The organism is Pigmentibacter ruber (genome assembly GCF_009792895.1).
Classification (GTDB): Bacteria; Bdellovibrionota_B; Oligoflexia; order Silvanigrellales; family Silvanigrellaceae; genus Silvanigrella; species Silvanigrella rubra.
Map to the genome: position 1 here is coordinate 447,823 of NZ_WSSC01000001.1, position 19,301 is coordinate 467,123.

The 19,301-nt window shown below is 29.4% G+C and carries 13 protein-coding genes; 3 read left to right on the plus strand and 10 right to left on the minus strand.

Features of this window, described 5'->3' with window-relative positions:
- Positions 1-566 precede the first annotated feature (566 nt).
- Positions 567-2,189, plus strand: coding sequence for an alpha/beta fold hydrolase (locus tag GOY08_RS01905; protein ID WP_158996868.1), 1,623 nt, complete (start codon positions 567-569; stop codon positions 2,187-2,189).
- A gap of 25 nt (positions 2,190-2,214) precedes the next feature.
- On the opposite strand, the gene hrpB is transcribed toward GOY08_RS01905, so the two are convergent.
- Genes hrpB through coaD form a run of 4 tightly spaced genes read right to left on the minus strand, consistent with a single transcriptional unit; the run spans position 2,215 to position 7,721 of the window.
- Positions 2,215-4,794 carry an ATP-dependent helicase HrpB gene (gene hrpB, locus GOY08_RS01910; RefSeq protein WP_158996869.1) on the minus strand — a complete coding sequence of 860 codons (2,580 nt, stop codon included), beginning with the start codon at positions 4,792-4,794 and terminating at the stop codon, positions 2,215-2,217.
- An 11-nt stretch (positions 4,795-4,805) separates the two neighbouring features.
- Positions 4,806-5,588 carry a TatD family hydrolase gene (locus GOY08_RS01915; RefSeq protein ID WP_158996870.1) on the minus strand — a complete coding sequence of 261 codons (783 nt, stop codon included), beginning with the start codon at positions 5,586-5,588 and terminating at the stop codon, positions 4,806-4,808.
- A gap of 14 nt (positions 5,589-5,602) precedes the next feature.
- Positions 5,603-6,766: an acyl-CoA dehydrogenase family protein gene (locus GOY08_RS01920; protein ID WP_158996871.1), complete on the minus strand. Its 1,164-nt coding sequence runs from the start codon at positions 6,764-6,766 to the stop codon at positions 5,603-5,605.
- A 10-nt stretch (positions 6,767-6,776) separates the two neighbouring features.
- Positions 6,777-7,721, minus strand: coding sequence for a pantetheine-phosphate adenylyltransferase (gene coaD, locus GOY08_RS01925; RefSeq protein WP_158996872.1), 945 nt, complete (start codon positions 7,719-7,721; stop codon positions 6,777-6,779).
- Positions 7,722-7,870: 149 nt separating this feature from the next.
- Between coaD and GOY08_RS01930 the strand changes: the two genes are divergently transcribed.
- Positions 7,871-8,359, plus strand: coding sequence for a hypothetical protein (locus GOY08_RS01930; RefSeq protein ID WP_158996873.1), 489 nt, complete (start codon positions 7,871-7,873; stop codon positions 8,357-8,359).
- Here GOY08_RS01930 and GOY08_RS01935 read toward each other — a convergent pair.
- From GOY08_RS01935 to GOY08_RS01960, 6 genes are all read right to left on the minus strand, one after another.
- Positions 8,356-9,132 carry a hypothetical protein gene (locus GOY08_RS01935; RefSeq protein ID WP_158996874.1) on the minus strand — a complete coding sequence of 259 codons (777 nt, stop codon included), beginning with the start codon at positions 9,130-9,132 and terminating at the stop codon, positions 8,356-8,358. The two genes, GOY08_RS01930 and GOY08_RS01935, sit on opposite strands and share 4 nt — an antisense overlap.
- A 73-nt stretch (positions 9,133-9,205) precedes the next feature.
- The gene (locus GOY08_RS01940) at positions 9,206-11,020 is read right to left on the minus strand and encodes a phospho-sugar mutase (RefSeq protein WP_158996875.1); all 1,815 of its coding nucleotides are present in this window, start codon (positions 11,018-11,020) and stop codon (positions 9,206-9,208) included.
- 11 nt (positions 11,021-11,031) lie between these two features.
- Positions 11,032-12,012 carry a hypothetical protein gene (locus tag GOY08_RS01945; RefSeq protein ID WP_158996876.1) on the minus strand — a complete coding sequence of 327 codons (981 nt, stop codon included), beginning with the start codon at positions 12,010-12,012 and terminating at the stop codon, positions 11,032-11,034.
- Positions 12,013-12,079: 67 nt separating this feature from the next.
- Positions 12,080-13,333 carry a hypothetical protein gene (locus GOY08_RS01950; protein ID WP_158996877.1) on the minus strand — a complete coding sequence of 418 codons (1,254 nt, stop codon included), beginning with the start codon at positions 13,331-13,333 and terminating at the stop codon, positions 12,080-12,082.
- Positions 13,334-13,418: 85 nt separating this feature from the next.
- Complete coding sequence (locus GOY08_RS01955; RefSeq protein WP_158996878.1) at positions 13,419-16,121, minus strand: hypothetical protein; 2,703 nt, start codon at positions 16,119-16,121, stop codon at positions 13,419-13,421.
- 8 nt (positions 16,122-16,129) lie between these two features.
- Positions 16,130-18,013 carry a hypothetical protein gene (locus GOY08_RS01960; protein ID WP_158996879.1) on the minus strand — a complete coding sequence of 628 codons (1,884 nt, stop codon included), beginning with the start codon at positions 18,011-18,013 and terminating at the stop codon, positions 16,130-16,132.
- A gap of 208 nt (positions 18,014-18,221) precedes the next feature.
- Here GOY08_RS01960 and GOY08_RS01965 point away from each other — a divergent pair, with 208 nt between their 5' ends.
- Complete coding sequence (locus tag GOY08_RS01965; protein ID WP_158996880.1) at positions 18,222-19,301, plus strand: SAM-dependent methyltransferase; 1,080 nt, start codon at positions 18,222-18,224, stop codon at positions 19,299-19,301.

Below are 19,301 nucleotides of genomic sequence, written 5' to 3' on the forward strand. Positions count from 1 at the left end.
ATGTATAGAACAATAATTTGGAAAAATATACAATTAATATAATTTTTTTTAATGCATATAAGTTCATAATTATATTCTATTTATCAATATATTATAGTTTAAAAAAAAAATTGTCTAGAAAAAATAGAAAGAGATAGTAAAAAAATGTTCTTCTAAACTAGAACGTAATAATTTAAACCCTCAGAATTAAAATTTAGATTGGAGAGTTATTTAGACTTATTCAAGAAAACAAAATACTCTTATACTTAAATATCTAAAATTTAGATAAGTGATAAGTTTCTTAATTATTAAATTTTTAACAAAGTGCAAGAAAATTATATTTTCTGCTGGAATTAAAAAGAAATGATTTTAGTTATAAATTTAATTTATATCAAAGGAGTAAAAAGAAATTAGAAAAATATATATTTCTATAAATTACCAAATATTTAATAAAGATTTCCATAAATTTATCTGTCGAATAATTACTTATTTTCAATATAAAATAAGTAATTAATTTCTTGACAATAAAATGTATTTTATTTTTTAATGAATTTGATATTTTGGAAAATTCTAATTGGATTGGAAAAATGGGAAAAATTTTTAAAATAATTTTTTACAAAATTAACAGAAAAATTTCTAAAAATAATATTATCAATTTTGTTCCAAATTTTTTTGGAATTAGCTTTCTTCTTGTAATATTGTGGTTTTGGGGTATAAATAAAATTAATAGGAAGAAGATTGAAATTTTTGAACATGATCTTCTTAATCAAATAACAAATACAACACATTTAAATCAACATATTTATAATAAATGGCATCGTTGTGAATATTCTTCTTTTAGTAAGTTAGAAAAATGTATGAAAATAAAAGTACCCTTAAATTGGGAGGATAAAAATTCTGAAAAAATAGGTTTTTTTATTAAAAGATATGGCGAAGACAATCCTAAAAAAATTATTTTGATTTTGAGTGGGGGGCCTGGTGGTATTGGAAATTCATATCTTTCCTTAGCAAAAGAATTTTATGAACATGATAAATCGAGCCTAATTCTTATGCCTGATCATAGAGGGACGGGGTATTCAGAAAATTTGCATTGCCCAAATGACAAAAGGACATTAAGTATTCAGGATATTGATAATAATAAATTTGCATCCTGCTTTGACTATTTAAAAAGTAAGTGGCCTGATAAATTAAAACATTTTAATTCATATCAAGCAGGACAAGATATTCATGCATTAATTAATTTATATCCTAATGTACCTATTTATTTATATGCTTCAAGTTATGGAACAATATGGGCACAAAGAGTTTTAAATAAAAAAAATTTGAATATCAAAAAGGTATATTTAGAATCTCCATTTATAGCGGGGAAAAATAATTTCTTAGAAAGAAATTTAGAAGCAGCATTATTTAGTTTTTATGATAATTGTAAACAAGCAAAATATTGTAATGATAAAATACAGGTAAATAACCTTAACAGTTTAAAAAAACTATTTCGAGATACTGCAAATCAAAAAACATGTAGTGCGCAATTTAATCAAAATACAAGAGAATTAATAGCTAAGAATTCGTTATGGCTTCTTCAATACAATTATACAGCACCACTATTTGCTTTACTCATTTCAGGAATTAAACACTGTGATGAACAATTAATTACTAATATTTTTAAATACAAAAGTGAAATAAATGTTACTGAGATAGGGAACTTTAAGTATTCAATATATTTGCATTACAATATTTTTTGTAATGAGATCATTGGAAATTTTAAAAATAATAATGCTACTATTAAAGAGTTTGGTTTCATAGAAAATTATATTAATAAATGCCAATATGTTCCTTTTTATAGTAACGAAAGTTCTGAACAAAGTTTTAAAAATTTGAACATGAATACACTTATTATTAGTGGTGAGGCAGACATTTCCTCAACAAAAGAATTTGCCTTAGAACTAAAAGAAAAATTTATAAATGAGAAGGTAAAATTTATTGGAGTAAAAAATTTAGCGCATATCCCATTAGCATTTAGAATAAACTATGAAGATTTTTTTGAAGAAAAATATCTTGGAGCAGAAAGATGTAGATTAAATATATTATTTGAATTTTTTAATGAAAAAAACGATTGGCCTAATCTTGGATGTTTATCTGAAATTTATCCACCCATTTATTCCTCGGATAATGCTTTAAAATATTATGAAAGTATTTTTAATAATAGTTAAGTTTTGCGAGAATTAATAGTGGATTTTAATTTTTCTTTTTTTTAAATAAATCTGGAGGTTCAGCAGTAAAAGGATCATCTGGCCAAGAGTGTTTTGGATATTTTCTAGATAGTTCTTTTTTCACAACATGATAGCTTTTTTGCCAAAAACTAAACAGGTCTTGTGTTACCTGTACTGCTTGCATATTTGGAGCGAGTAGGTGAACAACTAAAGGTATTGATTGATTGCAGATTTTTGGGGTTTCTTTTGTGCCAAAAAAATCTTGTAAACGCGAAGCAATCCAGGGCGGTCTATCGCTTTCATAGTGAACTTTTACTTTTCGTCCTTTGCCTATTTTTATATAATTAGGAAATAAATTCTCTAATTTTAGCATATCTTCAGATTCAAATAATTCTTGCAAATAATCTTCTAAATTTTTTTCTAAAATTTCAGAAAAACTTTTTTTATTTTTAGTTATAAAATTCTGTATAAATGGTAGTTCTAACTTTTTAATATCAATATTTTCTATCGTAATATTTTGTTGGGCTGCAAGATTGAATTTGTTTTTAAAATTACAATATGCAAAATCATCAGAAAAAGGTTTTGGCCATTGTGCAGCAATTTCTTTGTAAAGTATTTCACTAAATTTCTCTGAATTTTCTGCAATAGGCTTTTCTTCTAGCAAAAGTTTTCCATATAATGTTTTTCTGATTCCTTTCACCCGTTCAGCATCTTTATCCCATATATACTCTTCTACATCTTTCATAAATTCTTCTGAGGCATATACAAGTAATTCAGTTTCAATTCCATGTGCAATTTTAATTTGGATGGAATTTGCTTGTGAAACCGCTGTTGCTGCTTCTTCTGCGTCAATAGCAATTATAAATTCAGAATCTTGAACAACACTATTTTTTGCTAGAACAGCACCTCCTCCTAAGCATAAATTTAATTCTTTTAAATTATTTGAATTATTTTTTTGTTTTCTAACTTGACAAATTCTATCTGGATAAGCAGAGATGAGTATTAAACTGACTTTCTCATCTGATACATCTGTAAAACATTTTTGATAATTAATATGGAGAATATGACAAAGTTGATGAACTAAATTATTTATTTTTTGAATTGCAATTTTATCAATGTAATTTATTATTTCATTATTTAAATGTTCTTTTTTAACGCTTTTCTTGAATAAATTTAATTGAAAAATAATATCAGAATTGTGAATTTCTTGGGAATTAAAGTTTTTCTTTAGCAAAAATCCTTCATTTATAATTGCTACAATTAAAATACTTTGTGGTAAACATTCTAATGTTTTTGCAGTAGATAAAATTTTTCCTAATCGAGGGTGGAGAGGGAAGAAACAAATTTCTTTTCCTAAATTTGTGATCTGATTATTTTCATCAAGAGCTTCAATTTGTTTTAATAATTGAAGATTTGCTTGAAAGATATTACTTGCAGGTTTTTCAAACCAAGGTAACTCAAATAAGCTTTCTTTAATATTTAATTTTTCTTGAATCATTTTCAATTCAAGAATCATTTGGGTGAGATCTACCCTTTGAATTTCAGGTTTTTGATATGCTTGTCTTGATTGATAATCATTTAATGTAAATAATCTCTTAGCTATTCCTGGTGCAGTTCTTCCTGCTCTGCCTGTTCTTTGGATAACTGAAGCTTGACTTATAGGTAGAAGATCCAATGTTGGCATTCCACTCCAACTAGCATGTCCAGCAATTTTAGCTAACCCACAATCAATTACATTTGTTACACCTTGGAGAGTTATTGAAGTTTCTGCAACATTAGTAGCAAGAATAACTTTTATTTTTTCTGATTTAGAAAATAATTTTTGAATTTCATTCTTTGCAGAATCAGCTTTTAATCGTATAACTTCTAAATTTCTTTTTAAAGCAAGATCTTCTAGTGTTTCAGCACTTCGCTGAATTTCATTACTTCCTGGAAGAAAAACAAGAAAATCTCCTGGATATTTATTTTTATTTAAAAGCTCAACAATAGCGTTATAAACCAAAATATGTAGAGGTTTTTTTAGTTCATAATCTAATGTATGTTCAATTTCAACAGAATAGTTTTTACCTTCTGAAATAAATACTTTTGCTTCATTGAGATAGGAGTTTAATTTTTCAGTGTCTAGCGTTGCAGACATTACAATTAATTTTAAGTCATTACGGAAATTTTTTTGGATATAATTAACTAACATTAATGCAATATCTGTATGCAGATGTCTCTCATGGAACTCATCAATTATGACACAGGAAATATTTGTTAAAAAAGGATCTGAAAGTATTTGGCGTGTAAATATTCCTTCAGTAACATATTTTATTCTTGTTTCCTCATTGCTAACGTTCTCAAAGCGAATTTGATATCCAATTGTCTCCCCAATTTTTTCATTTAACTCAAGGGCAACTCTTTCTGCAGATAGTTTAGCTGCCATTCTTCTGGGCTCTAATACTAATATTTTTCCAGGTAGAACATTAAGAAGAGCTGGTGGTACACGCGTTGTTTTTCCTGCACCAGGGGTAGCTTGGATGATAATTTGATTATTGCTTTTAATGGTATCGAGTATATCTGGGAGGCAATCATCAATTGGGAGTCTTAAATTTTGCAATATCATTCTTTAAAGCCTTAGGAATTATCTTTTAAACGGAAAAATAAAGTTTCTGCATTTTGTTTAGTCAAAGTTGCTAACTCTTGTGAAGATATGTTTCGCAGGTTTGCTATAAAATCACAAGTGTATTTTAAATTTCCGGGCTCGTTTATTTTCCCGCGCTTAGGTACTGGTGCTAGATAGGGACTATCAGTTTCAATTAAAATTCGGTTTTCAGGAACTATTTTTGCAACTTCTTGCAGACTTGTTGAATTTTTAAAAGTAACAATTCCTGAAAATGATAAGAAAAAACCACAATCTAAAAAATCTTTTGCTTCTGATAAAGTACCAGTAAAACAATGGATAACACCTGTAAGACCTTTATTTATAAATTGTTTTATTCTTTCTAATACCAATGCATGAGTCTCACGGACGTGAACAACAATTGGTAATTTTAATTCAGTTGCCATTTCTAAAAAATATTCAAAACATTCAATTTGATTTTCCATAGGAGATAAAGTGTAATAGGCATCAAGACCTATTTCGCCAATACCAACGACCCTTTTGTTACTTTTAGCATGTGTGCGCACAATTTCGGCTTCCGAAATGGTAAATTTTGCTGCATCGTGGGGTTGGATACCAAGAGTCAAGTAAATCATCTCAGATAATTGAAGTTGTTGTAATCCTAATTGAATTGTTTCAGGATCGTAGGCAATATTGATTATTTTTTCTAAACCATTATTTTTCGCTGTAGCTAAAATTTCAGATAAATTATCCTTTAATTTATCAGATACGAGATGACAATGCGTATCAATTAACATTTAATTTTGTTCCTTTATTCAAACGCTGATAAACCAGTAAGTTTTTCTCCTACAATCAGCAAATGAATATCGTTTGTGCCTTCATATGTATAGACGGATTCTAAATTGCACATATGGCGCATAGAGCGGTATTCACCACTAATTCCATTTGCACCTAAAATATCTCTTGCAGTTCTTGCACAATCCAATGCAATTTGTACATTATTTTGTTTACCCATACTAATTTGTGCTGGATGCAATTTTTTTATGTGCTTTAAATGCGCTAACTGCATTGCTAACAAGTTTCCTTTGGCAATTTCGGTGGCCATAATAGCTAATTTACGTTGAATTAATTGATATCCAGCTAAAGGTCTTTTAAACATAATTCTTTCTTTTGTATATTGAATAGCCTCTTGTAAACAATCTTCAGCTGCACCAAGAACTCCAAAGACAATACCAAAACGAGCCTGATTTAAACACATGAGGGCATTTTTTAATCCGACAGTATTTTCTAAAAGATTTTTCTTTGGAATACGGCATTGATCAAAGAATAAAGAACCAGTGATAGAAGCTCTTAAACTCAATTTATGTTTGATTTCTGGGGCTGAAAATCCTTTTGTTCCTTTTTCTATTAGAAAACCACGAATTCCTTCATCTGTTTGAGCCCATACTACGGCAACATCAGCAATTGGAGCGTTTGTTATCCAGGTTTTTGAACCATTTAATATCCAATCACCACTATCTTTCTTTGCATACGTTTTCATACCAGCTGGATTTGAACCAAAATCTGGTTCGGTTAAGCCAAAACAACCAATGCGTTCACCTTTAGCCATCAATGGTAGAAAAGTATTTTTTTGTTCTTCACTGCCAAATGCATGAATGGCATACATTGCTAAACTGCTTTGAACACTTGCAAAACTCCGCAGGCCACTGTCCCCTCTTTCAAGCTCTTTCATTATTAATCCATAGGAAACTTCATCTAGTCCTGCACAGCCATAGCCTGTTAAGTTACAGCCTAGTAATCCTAGTTTCCCTAGCTCTGTAATAAATTCTTTTGGAAAATAACCTTGTTCAAAATTAAGGGTTATGTTTGGTAGAAATATTTCAGTGACAAACTTTCTAACTGTATCTTTCATCAACTTTTGTGATTCATCAAGATTAGCAAACGCATTAAGAAAATCACTTGCATTTAACTCCATACTGTTTCCTTTATTTATTTTTTAGGTTTTCATAGGCCTCGTTTACTTCATCTTCATTAAAAAGTTTAATTGTTGTTTTTCCTAAATTTTTAGCTAGTGAGAGCAAATAAGTTACACCACTTTCAACACCATCAGGAAAGATTGCGTCTTGTTCAATGCAATGCGCTAAGATTGCCCAAAGAGTATTAATTTCATTTCTAGGATAAGTTTTTTGATTTCTAATTTCTTCTCGTAGACGCGAGCCATGATGCTTTAAAAACTGATCAACATATTTAGATGTTTTTACCATTACTGAGCGAGATATGCGAAGTATTCTATAACTTAAGGCTGTAAATAATAGTTGCAAGCTTTCATTTAAATCTGTTTCAGTTAAATTAGAAGAATCTATATCAAATCTGTGAATTGAGCATGTTTCTATGAGATCAAAGATTTGGCCAATAACTCTTACCCAATTTAGCATTAAAGATTGAGCTATAAACTTTGCACCAACGGAGCGGACATGTGGTTTGCCTACCACAGTTTTTACGTAAGTTGATGAGCAATGGAGAAGATGATTTGGACATAAAATAGCCCAAGTTTGAAGTTTAGGGTTAATAGCTTGGTTGGAGAAATATAAATTAAATTCAGCTTCAAAATCAGAAGTTGATCTCAAACCTCTGACCAAATGGGTGATATTATTTTCTTTAGCATAATCAGCAATAAGTCCCTCTTGAGAAGTAACAATTACTTTTTCACCAACCCGAAAAGGCGGATCTAATGCCCACCAATCTAAAAAGGGATCTATAGAATGTGCAATAACTCGAGCCCGAACCTCTGGTTTCAGCAAACTTTGTTTTGCGGGGTTAACAGCAGAAACAACATGAACTGTTTCAAAAACTTCTAAAGCGGTTTCTAAAACAAATTGATGGCCTTGTGTCCAAGGATCAAAAGAACCGGCATATACTGATGACTGCATAACTATTCCTTAATTTAATTAAACCGATCATTTGCTTACTTTCATATGCCAAAGATGTGGCGAGTTAATCAGCAAAAGAAATTTAGCTTAGGGCTATAATGAGGGCAAGGAGACTAGATAAAATATTAAAATAATTTGATGGAGAAAATATGAAAAATATTCTCTTTTTAGAAAATAGCCTCTCTTTGCATAAAGCAATAAAATTAATCCTAGCTAATGAAAATATATACAAAATTTTTATAGTAAGTAACAGTAAAAATTTTGATTTAGAAGTCAGTAAAAATAATTTTGATTTATTAATAGTCAACTCAAAATTTTACAATGCATTAGATAAAAAAAAGATTGAAAATCAGAGGTTATTAATAATTTATGAAAGTAAACAAGAAATTGAAAATATCCCGAAAACCAATAAATACTTTTTTCTCCAAAAACCATTTGAGAGTGTTGAGTGGAAAAAATTAATTGATAGTATCTTAGATATTCATGAAATGAAAGAAAAAGAGGCTATTCATATAGACATAAAATCTACTGAAATTGAAAACTATATGAAAGAATTAATTGATAAATGGGTTAAAGAACAAGCTCCAAAATATGCGAAAGATGTTATTAGAGAAGAAATATTGAAATTAATTAGCTAAGAAACTTTGTAGTAAGAAGGCAGATTTCCAATTTTCTTTTCTTTTTCTTTTAAAGAATTCGGAATTTTTTCAATACTAAATGCAACCCAAAGTTTTAAATGAATTGTTGATTCTGTTTTAGTATATTCAACCCCAATTATTTTTTCAAATTTTTTATCTAAATTATTAATATTCACACTATTTGGTAAAATAACTTCTACATAAATGACATCATCCCATACTATTGACAGACTTGGATAAACTTTAGATTCTGAAGAAATATATAATGCTTCATCAAGGAAGTTAAAAATAGCTGTTGTTGTATGTGTTTCATTTTGTAACCAGGTATACAAATGAACAGATTCCTTTGGAACTCTAACTACTTTTATTGGATGAATTTTTTCATATTTTATGCGGTATTTTAGAAATATTTTTCTTAAAATAGGTGCCATTATCTTTTCAGTAGTTGACTGAGATTTAGAAAATTCAAACCATGAAAAACCAGCAAAAGATGAGAATTTTTTATCTTTTTTAATCATTCTAATAGAAAACATATTTATTTCCCAAATGACATGGGGCTCATCAAAAGTTAATGAGTAAAAACTTGAAAATTGACCAAACCATTCGAGTTTAGAAAAATCATAATCATTATTTTCTTTATTAATTTTACCAAGGTACCTAAAATGAAAGCGAGATTCTTTAAAATGAACAATCAAAATATAGACTAAACCAATAAGAGCGGCTATAAATAGTAAAACATCTCTTATTAATACGTCTTGGTCCAGTGATTGCATTTTAGAAAAGCCCCCATATTCTTTGTGTTCGGATAAAATAGAGGGTTTTTGAACAATTTTTTAATGTTTTTTATTAAAAAAGTTCGATAAAACGATGAACTTCTTTGGATAAAATATCGATTTTATTTAAAGTTCTTTGATATGCTGCTTGTGTATCAGTTTCTTTAGTGCAAACAGATAGATAAAATTTAAGTTTTGGCTCTGTTCCGCTCGGACGCATAGATATTTTACTGCCATCTGTAAGTAAAAATTGGAGTACATTAGATTTTGGAATTTGATATTTTACTTGTGTTTCTGGAATTAAATAGTCAATAATATTAACTACTTTTTCTCCGCACCATTCCATAAGAGGCTTTTCTCGCATCGTCTGCATCATCTTAGAAATTTTTAGTGAACCTTCTTCTCCATAAAGATCTACATTGATGAGATGCTCTTGCCAAGCTCCATATTTCTCAAAAATTTCAAATAGATATTCGCATAGTGATTTGTTTTGACCTTCAATAAAGGCAAGCATTTCTGCAGCTTGACACATTGCACCGATGGCATCTTTATCTCTTACGTTATTATTAGGCATGTACCCAAAGCTCTCTTCAGTACCAAATAGATATTCAAAGCCATTTTTTTCTTTTTCCCATTTTTGGACTAGTCCAGCAATCCATTTAAAACCCGTTAAAGTATTAAAACAATCTACTCCATATGAATTACAAATATTTGCAACTAAGTCTGAAGTAACAATTGTTTTTATTATTTTGTGTTGAGGTTTTAAAATGCCAGAATTTTTTCTAGCGGATAAAATAAAATCGATAATTAAGCAAGCGGTTTGATTTCCATTAAGAATTATGTAGTCATCTTTAGCTTGAGATTTCATTAATCCTTTTGACATATTAGGATCAAAAACAGCTATTCCAAGCCTATCGGAATCAGGATCTGTGGCGAATATATATTTTGAGTTTCTTTTTTTAGCATAAGATATTGCTAAAGATAAAGCATCGGCTTCTTCGGGGTTAGGTTTTTTTACAGTTGGAAAATTACCATTTGGTTCACCTTGTTCAGGAACAACGAACACATTTTTAAAACCAAAATTATTTAAGGCTCTTAAAGTTGGTATTTTACCAGTGCCATGTAATGGTGTATAAACAATTTCAAAATCTTTTTTTGAGTTATCCTTTAAAATGCTTAAATTTTGTAAATCATTAAAATAATCATCAATAGTATTTTCAGATATGAATTGAATAAAACCTTGATCAATACCTTGTGAAAAAGAAATATATTTTGCGTCAGAATAATTTTTTAATGCAAAGACGTGAGAAAGAATTTCTTCATCTTGGGGTGAAATAATTTGCGAACCATATTCCCAATAAACTTTAATACCGTTGTATTGTGGTGGATTGTGGCTTGCCGTTATACAAAAGCCACTAATACAATTTAATCTTCTTATAGCAAAAGATAAACAAGGTGTTGTTTGTAATGTTGGGAATAAATATGATTTTATTCCATTTGCGGCTAAGACACATGCAGCCTCTTTAGCAAATTCATTAGAAAAATTCCGGGAATCATGGGCTATTGCAACTCCCCTAGAACAACCTTCAGAACCAAATTTTTTGATATAATTTGCAACTCCTTGAACTGCACGGCGAATAACATATTTATTTAAACGATTAGCTCCCATACCCAAAACGCCACGCATACCACCAGTACCAAATTCAAGATCACGATAAAATCTATCGCGTAATTCTTCAGTTTTTTTATTTTTAATTAAGCTAAGTATTTCTTGTTTGTCTTCATCATTAATAGAAGAATCATTTAGCCATGCAGAAATTTTATCAAAGCAATCATTTAACATTGAAAAATTTGATGCTGTTAATTCATTTAATGTTTCTTGCAACATATTTTGTTTCCTTAAGGTTTTGCTAATTCACGTTGTACTTGTTTTAAATTATTTTGCACTGCAGCCATATCAGTGTATTCAGGATAATTTTTTATTATTCCTTTAAGGATTTGTTCACTTTGTTGTAAAGTTTCTTTTCTAGCTGAACCTGTTTGTTGAGTTGAGCGGACAAATAGAGCGCGAACTTTATAACGTAAATTTGTAACAAGAGAATTTATAGCATCGGAGCGAATTCGCTTTAAATTATCATTTCTTTGATTTGGGGGAATGGAATCTATTAAAGCAATTGCTTGCTCAGGAGAATCATTATTCAACATTTGGGAAGCCGAAGCTGCAATTTGGTCTTGATTAAAATTACCACTTGATTCGTTATTGCTGTTACTATTTTGCGATAGTCCTGGCTCGCTAGGATTAATTTGCAAAATTTGTGCATTTAATGAAGAAATATCTTGTTGTTGAGCTAATATGAGGTCCCTTGCAAGACGTTTTTCTGCTAATGCATTTTGTTTATCACCCAAAGCAAAGTAAAAGTCTGACAGCATATTATGCAACCAAGGTTCATGGATCACTGGGTAACGTAGAGAGAGTCCTTGCAGAACAGTTACAGCTTTTTGTACTCGTAAAGGATTGTCCATTCCAGCTCTAGCATCGCAGGAATAAATTGCAGCTTGGGCAAGTGGAGGCAGTGAATTTAAATTAATATTCTTTACTAAATTTTCTAACTTTTTAACCTTACTTAAAACCTCAACACAGTTTTGAGCTAAAAACTGTTCTTCAATGTCACTAATTATTTCAAGGTATTCTTTAAATTCAGTACTTTTAGTGGAATTGTTTTTCCCTGTTGAATTTGGAATAACGGAAGGACTTGGATTTACTATTGGGGGATTAACAATACTAACATTTTCTTTTTTACCATTCATAGATGTACAACTTGTTAATAAAAAAACAAAATTTATACCTAATATGCATTTTAAAGTATGATATTTTTTCAAGTCGTAGTCCTTTAATTTTATTTTAAAAGAAAGTTGAGCTGAAATAGCTCAAGTTTTATGGGGCATGTTACCAGTGATATGAGATCCCTAGCAAGTGTCTTCTTTCAACAAATTTATTTGTAGCGGAAGTGGTTGTTGGTAAAGTATCGGTTACTAAATAAGAGGAGTATTCGATAGATAAAAAGGCAATATCCATAGAAGCACCCCATGTCGGCCCACCTTCCATGAGTCCTCCGCGCAAAGCAAAACCTTGTTGCAAAAGAACATTACCAAAAAAGAGTTCAGCTCCTGCATGCAATATTTGGTTTAAATTTAAACCATCCACTCCATAATTGTTTTGTGAAACTTGCAGAGGAATTGGATAAGCATCGACAGAAAGTCGAAGATTTACTTTTGATTTTCCTATTTTTCCCCTTGGAGTTAATGACAGACCAGCTCTAAGTTCTGTGGGGTCAATTTTTGATGTATTAGGTGCAGATGTATTTGCCCCATCTCGTAATGTTCCGCACATTGTCTCGGTTTGTTGTGTCATAGGATTTGTGTAGTTATTTATACAACCAGTAGGGATATTTCTAACAGCAACGGCAAAAGTAGGAAACCAATAGTCAGCAGCTGTTAATGAAAAACCAGCATCGGTAGCAAATGCAGTGGTCTGATAGCCCAAATTATTACTTACATTTACAAGATCGTTGGTTGAATTATATTTATTAGTATCAAGGTTTTGAGTCTGATAATCCACACGATAATTGGGACGAAGTGAAATTCCATATCTAAAAAAACCTCTTGTCGATGCACCTGCAATTCCAATTGCTCCTGTAGCTGTTGTGGTTGAAACAAAATAGGCTTTGCTAGGAGAGTTTGGATCAATAAAAGCCATTTTATTTTCACTTCTGATTGGTACTCCAAGCAAAATGGTAAGAGAATTTTTTGCTCCTACTATAATTTCATTAAAACTCTGAAGAAGAAGATAAGATTGATTCCCAAAATTTGCTTTTGCGGATCGATACATATCAAATCCCCAATTTGTAGGATCACTACTTAAATTGGATAACATTTGGGGATTTCCGCCAACTTGGAGATCAGGCAATTTTAATTCATGGAGAAATCTTTTTGCTAAAGGATTTCTTGTTTCACTGATACCAGATGGATTTGCAAAGATTGCTGTTTCATCATTTGAATTTGCTGTAAAAGATGACCCCATTCCAGCTGATCGAGAACCATTCCAATCAGTTGGAATGGATTCGGCATAAGTTTTTGGAAAATACATTGCAAAAACTAAGAAAAATATGTGCACTTTTCTTCTGTGGCCAATATTAATCATAAAAAACCAACCTTTTTGAAAAGAAATGTTATTACTTTTCGGTTGTTTATTTATTGAAGAATGGGTAAAAGTTACCTATGATAAATTAAAGCGGAGTGATAGAAAATCCAATCTTTGTTTTTTTAGAAAGTTCTTGTTCATCAACATTTTTACTTTCAAAAACATCGCTAGCTTGAAAATTATCGTGAAAATTCTTTATTCCCTTTTTTAAGTATTTTTCTTCAATAGTAAAGATAGATTCAATTTCTTCTTTCTTAAGGCTATCAAAATAAAAAGCTATATTATCAAAAGGGATAAGTCTTTTTCCAAAGTAAAAATTTGGTAATAAAATTCCGTCTTTTTTATATTGAAAGAATCCACCTAAGTAATTATCAAGATAACTATTACTATTTTGAGAAATATTTTGTCGTTGAAACCAATTTAAATAAATGTACTTTCCTTTAATTGCACAAGGAAAAATTTCAAGTTGATTGTCCGATAATAATTGATGAATAGGATAGTTTGATTGAATATTAGTAATTTGCTCTTGTTGAGAATTCCATATAAAAGAAGAACAATTATTTTCGTCTGGCTTTATCACAAGCGTATATTTCATATAGTTATTTAATATTTTATTTTTCTTTTCTTTATAAGATATATATTCTTCATTTTTTAAATTTTCTAAAATATTTGTATTAGTTTTTTCTAATGGAATTCCTACATTTGTTAAGATATTTAAAACAATATCCTCTATATTTATTTTATTAAATTCAATATTTTTTTTAGGAACTAAACCTGGAATTTTGAAAACCCCTGTCGCACTATGAGATTTTCCATTTTTATCGCTAGGAATTAATGCAAAAATAATTGTTCTATTTTCTATTTTTCTAGCTTTTATAGTATCTAAAATTTGCCCTACAGCTTTATCAATAAACGTAATATTTGCAACATTATTAACTTCAAAAGGACTTAGAATAGAGGAAAAACCTAGTGTTGCAATTGCTTTACCTAATTCTTTTATGCTTGGATGAAAAATATTTAATTCTGAATCTAAAAGAATATGTGAGAGAAATCGGGATTGTTGATTTTCTTTCGACCAATTTTGAAAAGCTTCTACAACTCTTGGTACATATAAATCTTTGTTATTGACTAAAATATACTCATTCGCACCCCAGTCAGGAATATTTCCTATATTTTTAGAAGTCTGTGCAAGATAATTCGAAATAATAGAAAAATCTTTAGAGTTTAGAGGTGGTGAAATTCCCTTTGAACCAGTTTTAAATATAGCGTCTAATCCTGTTACAGGTAAGTTACGATCATCTATTTTTATGTTTTTGCTTGCAAAGTTCCAATCATTTTTTTCTAGCCATTTGCCATAAAGGGAAGAAAAATCACTAGTCTCACTAATTCCTCGAGAGTAAAAATACGATTCTGGATATGTAATACCTACAATGTTATACCCATATTTTCTTAGCAAGTAATAAGTATTATTATTTTTATTTTCATTAATTTCTTCTTTTATTATAGGTAAGTTTTCTGAATTTAATTGTGGTGTATTTGAGTAAATAAATTTTCGAAAATTCTCGGATACATTTTCAGATATTTCAATTGAATTATTAAAAATTACAGATTGTTCCATCAATTTAAATATATTTGGAGCTGATTTTGAGAGTAATTTTTTATTTTGAAGTATATTACCACTTAATTTAGGTAACTGTAGGAATACTATATTATATCCAAAAGCTGTTGTATATAAATCATTTGTAATAATTTGTTGATTTGCAATTTGATTTAATGGATCTTGTATTGTTTGATCGTTTTTCTTTGGATCTTTTTTGGGACCATTAACAGGTTTTTGATTTGTAACCAGTTCATCAAATTTTGCTTCTTCTGGCTTTCCTTCTTCCAATAATTTTTCTTCTTCTAAATCCTCTTGATCGTTTGTTTCAATGTCATTTTCTTCAACTGATTTTTGATTTGAAATTAAATAATCTTTATTAGCTGTCCAAAAGTTGCTTGTTGCAGATATGTGGATACTAGATCTACCTGTATGCTCTATATGATTTACATTAGCATTTAATAGATAAAAACTTGAAGAAATACTTGCTACTTTAATTGAAGTAGCAGTTGAGTCGTTGATAGGAATTGAGAAGTGTAGTTTTTTTTGCACATCGTCATCTGTAAAGGACTTTGACCAAACATACTGCCCTAAATTTATTCTTATACTTCCTGGGGAAAGTAAAAACAAATTAAAAGCAAAAGCTCTTCTTCCTTTAACAAGAGGGATTGTAGCTTTTACTTCCTCTCCACCTTGCAAAATAATTCCTTCAGAGAGTTGTGCCCAATGACTATATGGAAAAATAATATTTGATGATTTTCTATAAAAATTAGAATTATTTGAATTAGAAAAAATTTTTCTACCTGGTAAAATAGGCCATAAAAAAGAAGAAATATCTTGAGAATTTACAAATCTAGGAATATATACTTCAGCATTTGCATCTAAAAATAAATCATAAATTGGAATATTTAATAATTCCATCCGTTGTAATTGCTTTTCCATTCTTCTTAGCTGCTCGCCTTTTGCGTATCTTTTTAATCTTCTTCTTTCAATGAGTTCTTGATCTAAAGCTGACATCGGCCAAGGTGATATAAATCTTGAAAATTGTGCATGTTGAAAATTATTTGTAACTGCGGGTATGGGATAAAAGTAAATAATGATTAAAAAAATAAGAACAGAAATAGCTAAAAAAATAGAAGATAAGATAATATAAATAGACCACTTTGAAAGTCTCGATGAACGCAATGGCATAGTTAACCCTACTTAGTAAAGTATTGAATATAAGACTGAAAATTTTCTTTAACTTCGTTACCATATACTTTAATAAATTGTTCTTTTTCTGTATCAGTAACTAGAGCGTAGTTTAAGTATGGATCCATATTAATTTTGAATATATCAAATTGTTTTAAAAAATCAGCAATATTAATTTCTGATTTTATTGATTTATAATTAGTATTATCTTCTTTTTCAGATTTTTTATTCTTTTTTTCTTGCTCTTTAAAAATTTGCTGATAAATATTCTTATATCCTGTTCTTAAAACAATTTTATCTTTTGCAAGATAATTTTCTTTACTTATTGTAATATAAGTCGATTTTTTTGGGATCTGGCATATTACTCCATACCGCATTTCTTCTTTGATTGCTAAAGTATAATCTGACTTAATTGAAGGATAAGAGTCGTTTTTAGGACTTATTGTATCAAGTAAAAATGTATTTACAATTTTTGTACTATTTTTATTGCTGTTTAAATTAAAATTAATTAACAGAGGATGACAATTTTCTGTACTAATACTATTAAATAATTCTTTATGAAGAATTTCTGTATTCATCAATTGATCTTTGAAATCAAAATTTGAAAAACCTAAACTACTTTCTAAATTGTTACTTCCTTGTTTGTATGGGGCAACTACAATTTTTTCAATTCCGGAGTCTTTCAATCCTCTAATTGCAATAGATAAATTTAAGTCAATTTCTTTCAGTATTTTTTCAAATTCATCTTTAGAAATATTTTCAGGCCAGTCAATAGCATTAAAAAAACTATTTACTTTTTTTCCTTCAAGTTCTGTTAAAAATAAGACAAAATTTTCTTTTTTGGTGGATAAACTTGCAATTTTCATCCCATATGAAAAAAGTAGATAGTTATTTGAATTAATAAGATTTTCCCAGTGCCATGTGTTAAAAATAGAAGATATAATTCCTAAACGAAAAAATAGATATATTTGTGGTTGTGAAATAGCAAAGCGATTTAAAAAAATGTTGAACCATGTATTATTAATATTGCTTGCTAAATTATCTTTAGGAAAAATATGATTGAAATTTAATAAATTTCTTCCATTTATACCAATAAAGTTTAATTCATTATTGTTTTCCATAAAATGTTTATCTTCACTATTCTGCAGAGGAGCAGGCAAAAAAAGACGTTCATCTGCAAAGTAAGTTGTATTTAAAATTGACGCAGTAATGGACTCTTTTGTAGGTAAGTACAAAAGCCACTGATTTTCTTTTTGGAGTATTTTTTTAGTTTCAGTAAATAAATCTTTATAAAGCAGCAAATTTTGTGGAATAAGAAAAATAAATTTAGAATCTTTATTTAATTCTTTTCCTGCATTTTTCCAAGTTTTATAAAGATTGTTTTTTTTAATTTCAAATATATTATTATAAATCTTATATTGAATTTTATACAATTTAAAATTAGGATCTAACCAGTTTCTCATTTGCTGTGGTGTTGAACTGGTACTTATTAATAATACGATTAAATTAGATGCAATACAAAGTAAAATTGGAAAATAAATTGATAGATAGATTAAAATGATTGGTTTTTGTCCTTTAAGACTTTTTTTATCAACCCTAATTTTCATTATTATTTTTAAAAGAATTGATGGAATTGATATGATAGCTCCTAAAAGAGCAGAAAAAAGAAGAATTCCTACGATAACGAGCATTGAAAATGCTATAAGGTGCCATGAAGATAATAAGGTTAGCTTTGAACTTTCTCCGTAATTCGGATTGTATAAAAGTATGAAGCAAGCTAATGAAAATAGAACCCAAAATATGCTAGAAAAAAGAACATATCTTGATAAAACTGTCATAAAAGAAGTCATTTTATCTGTTTTTCTAACCATTGGACTTCTCGAGCGGAACATCTTCATTACCTCAATCTGTGATGTCATCACTTTTTTGCATTTTACTTTTAAAATTAGAATAACATAGGTCTGAAAAAAATCTTAGAAAACCGCCATACTTCACAAATCTTCGTTGCTCTTCATTAGGGAATATGTAAGAGCTTGTAAGTGACCTGTTTGGTTTAGCCAGTAAATTTTCTAACCTATTGATATCAGGAATTTTCTAAAAATGAAAGAACACTTTAGTGAATCGAATTCATGGTTAGTCCATGTGGCAAAAAATTTTTTCCCTGTTTGGGAGAACTTATTAAAATTGCAATTGAAAAGTTCATTAGAAATTAAAAAAATAAGCAATGATTTTTATTTGATAACTGCTGGTGATAGCTTCCTAGCAGAAAAGCTTCTAAATAGTATATTTGTAAAATTTGCTATGCCAATTGAATATATGTGGCCAACAAAACTTGAACAAAAGGGAATTATTGAAAAGTGCGCTCAAGGTTTATTCGCTAAATTCAAAGATCAAAGCTTTTTAAATGCAGTTGTGTTTTCGGTAGAAAGAAAAAATCAAATATTAGCTTCAAATATAAGAGGCAGACTTTTGCAAGTACTAGATACACAAAATCAGATTGATAGAAAAAAAGCGGAAAGGATAAAATGGACAAAAAACCCAACAACCCAACATCCGGAACAAAAAAACTTAATCGTTGCAATATCTGAAAAATGCATTTGGGCAGGGATTTTATCTCCCAAGCTTTCAGGTTCGTATTTTGCAGGCGGAAGAAGATACGTCAGTACAGGAAGCGAAGATACAGCAAGCAGAGCTGCGGCTAAATTTGTTGAAGCTGCCGAATTGATGAATTTAAATGGATTTAAATTGCCCGAGAAAAGTAATTACTTGGAATTAGGAGCCGCACCAGGAGGAATTACAAGTGAATTGGTTAATAGACAAAATCATGTTTGGGCTGTTGATAAAGCTTTATTAGATAAAAAACTTTTGCAAAATCCTTTAGTACATTTCATCAATAAAGATGCTAGAGAGTATAGACCTGATCTGCAATTTTCTTGTATAGTATGTGATATGAATGGTCCTGCTCTCATTTCAGCTGAAATTTGCGCTGGTTTTATTCAAAATTTAGAAAATAAAGGATACGTTATTTTCACTTATAAAATTCATAATATTTCTGATTTCGGAACTGAATTTGATAAAATTGTGAATACTTTTAAAAAGAAAAATGCTAAAATTTTATTTGCAAGACAATTATATAATAATAAACAAGAAGTAACACTGTTTTTAATTAAAAGTAATTGA

Excerpts from the sequence above, each read along its gene's own strand:
- GOY08_RS01960 (WP_158996879.1), bottom strand. The coding sequence starts at position 18,013 with ATGTTCCGCTCGAGAAGTCCAATGGTTAGAAAAACAGATAAAATGACT.
- GOY08_RS01940 (WP_158996875.1), bottom strand. The coding sequence starts at position 11,020 with ATGTTGCAAGAAACATTAAATGAATTAACAGCATCAAATTTTTCAATG.
- GOY08_RS01955 (WP_158996878.1), bottom strand. The coding sequence starts at position 16,121 with ATGCCATTGCGTTCATCGAGACTTTCAAAGTGGTCTATTTATATTATC.
- GOY08_RS01965 (WP_158996880.1), top strand. The coding sequence starts at position 18,222 with ATGAAAGAACACTTTAGTGAATCGAATTCATGGTTAGTCCATGTGGCA.
- GOY08_RS01935 (WP_158996874.1), bottom strand. The coding sequence starts at position 9,132 with ATGCAATCACTGGACCAAGACGTATTAATAAGAGATGTTTTACTATTT.
- GOY08_RS01905 (WP_158996868.1), top strand. The coding sequence starts at position 567 with ATGGGAAAAATTTTTAAAATAATTTTTTACAAAATTAACAGAAAAATT.
- GOY08_RS01930 (WP_158996873.1), top strand. The coding sequence starts at position 7,871 with ATGAAAAATATTCTCTTTTTAGAAAATAGCCTCTCTTTGCATAAAGCA.
- coaD (WP_158996872.1), bottom strand. The coding sequence starts at position 7,721 with ATGCAGTCATCAGTATATGCCGGTTCTTTTGATCCTTGGACACAAGGC.
- GOY08_RS01950 (WP_158996877.1), bottom strand. The coding sequence starts at position 13,333 with ATGATTAATATTGGCCACAGAAGAAAAGTGCACATATTTTTCTTAGTT.
- GOY08_RS01920 (WP_158996871.1), bottom strand. The coding sequence starts at position 6,766 with ATGGAGTTAAATGCAAGTGATTTTCTTAATGCGTTTGCTAATCTTGAT.
- GOY08_RS01915 (WP_158996870.1), bottom strand. The coding sequence starts at position 5,588 with ATGTTAATTGATACGCATTGTCATCTCGTATCTGATAAATTAAAGGAT.
- hrpB (WP_158996869.1), bottom strand. The coding sequence starts at position 4,794 with ATGATATTGCAAAATTTAAGACTCCCAATTGATGATTGCCTCCCAGAT.